This window comes from Mycobacterium sp. TH-M15, from assembly GCF_057473705.1.
Window position 1 is genome coordinate 1 of sequence record NZ_JBYCLB010000347.1, and the last position, 1,832, is coordinate 1,832.

At 68.8% G+C, this 1,832-nt stretch carries 3 protein-coding genes; all 3 read left to right on the forward strand.

Annotation, left to right across the window (positions count from 1 at the left end):
- The first annotated feature begins 106 nt into the window (after window positions 1-106).
- Window positions 107-595, forward strand: coding sequence for a DinB family protein (locus AC2VNT_RS08550; RefSeq protein ID WP_486946445.1), 489 nt, complete (start codon window positions 107-109; stop codon window positions 593-595).
- Window positions 596-690: 95 nt separating this feature from the next.
- Window positions 691-1,443 (forward strand): UMP kinase, encoded by a 753-nt coding sequence (gene pyrH, locus AC2VNT_RS08555; RefSeq protein ID WP_486946446.1) that lies wholly within the window; start codon window positions 691-693, stop codon window positions 1,441-1,443.
- Between the two features lie 47 nt (window positions 1,444-1,490).
- The coding region (locus tag AC2VNT_RS08560) for a ribosome-recycling factor (protein WP_486946447.1) at window positions 1,491-1,832 on the forward strand (342 nt) is incomplete at its 3' end.

Sequence of the window (1,832 nt, forward strand, 5' to 3'; positions counted from 1 at the left end):
TCTGCTCAGTCCGGTCAGGAACCGGTTGTCGGCCACCCGAACCGCGGCCTCGGCGCGTTTCAGCAGCTGGGCTGACGTTCGGGTCGCGCAGTCGTAGCGTCGAAGGATGGACCGCTGCGACGGCTGCGGATTCGAGTACCACGAGGGCAACGCGGGCAACGGCATCGTGGCCGGCGCCCGCACGCTTGCCGCACTGGTCCGCCGCACCGACTTCGACGTGCGGACCCGGCGCAGTCCGCAGCAGTGGTCGCCGCTGGAGTACGCGTGCCACGTCCGCGACGTCCTGCTGGTGCAGCGGGAGCGGGTGCTTGCCGCCCGGTGGGTCGACTCGCCGTCCTGCCCGCCGATGGGCCGCGACCAGCGGGTCGAGCTGGACGGCTACGCCGATCAGGATCCGGCCGCGGTCGCCCGGCAGCTTGGTGACGCCGCGGCGATGTTCGCGAACGTCCTGGACCGCCTCGACGGTCCGGAGTGGCGACGAACCGTCGTCTACACCTACCCCACGAAGCAGCTGCGGACACTGGCCTGGGTCGCCGTCCACACCTTGCACGAGGTCGGCCACCATCTACAGGACGTGCAGCGACAGGCCGGCTGACCGGCGAACCGCCGAACCCGGGCTGACCGGCTAACCCGCGATGAGGCAGGATGAGTGTGCCCTTTTGCCGAGAGCCCGAGAGCCCGAGGAGTCCGATGGCAGAGCCGGCCGACGCCGACACCGCTGGGGCATCCACCCGCCCGAAGTACACGCGGGTGCTGCTTAAGCTGGGCGGGGAGATGTTCGGCGGCGAGCAGAAGCTGGGCCTGGACCCCGATGTGGTGGCCCAGGTGGCGCGGCAGATCGCCGAGGTGGTCCGGGACGGCGTGCAGGTTGCGGTGGTGATCGGCGGCGGCAACTTCTTCCGCGGCGCCCAGCTACAGGAGCGCGGGATGGACCGGATGCGCTCGGACTACATGGGGATGCTCGGGACCGTAATGAACAGTCTTGCGCTGCAAGACTTTCTGGAAAAGGAAGGCATCGACACCCGGGTCCAGACCGCGATCACGATGGGGCAGGTCGCCGAGCCCTACATCCCGCTGCGCGCGCAGCGGCACCTGGAGAAGGGGCGGGTGGTGATCTTCGGCGCCGGCATGGGGCTGCCGTACTTCTCCACCGACACCACGGCCGCGCAGCGCGCGCTGGAGATCGGGGCGCAGGTGGTGCTGATGGCCAAGGCGGTCGACGGGGTGTTCACCGCGGATCCGCGGGTCGACCCGGACGCCGAACTGATCGCCGCGATCACCCCTCGGGAGGTCATCGACCGCGGCCTGAAGGTGGCCGACGCCACGGCATTCAGCTTGTGCATGGACAATGGCATGCCGATCCTGGTGTTCAACCTGCTCTCCGACGGGAATATCGCTCGTGCGGTCGCGGGTGAGAAGATCGGGACACTGGTCACCAGCTGAGCCGAGCACGCCGTGACCGCCGGCGACGATGAGGAGGAGCGGCGCCAATGATCGACGAGGCTCTCTTCGACGCCGAAGAGAAGATGGAGAAGGCTGTCGCGGTCACCCGCGACGATCTGGCGACCATCCGCACCGGCCGGGCCAGCCCGGGGATGTTCTCCAAGGTCGTCGTCGACTACTACGGAACCGCCACCCCGATCACCCAGCTGTGCAGCATCAACGTCCCCGAGGCGCGGCTGGTGGTGATCAAGCCGTACGAGACGGGCCAACTGGGCGCGATCGAGACCGCGATCCGCAACTCCGACCTCGGCCTGAACCCGACCAACGACGGCACCCTGATCCGGATCGCGGTGCCGCAGCTGACCGAGGAGCGGCGCAAGGAACTGGTC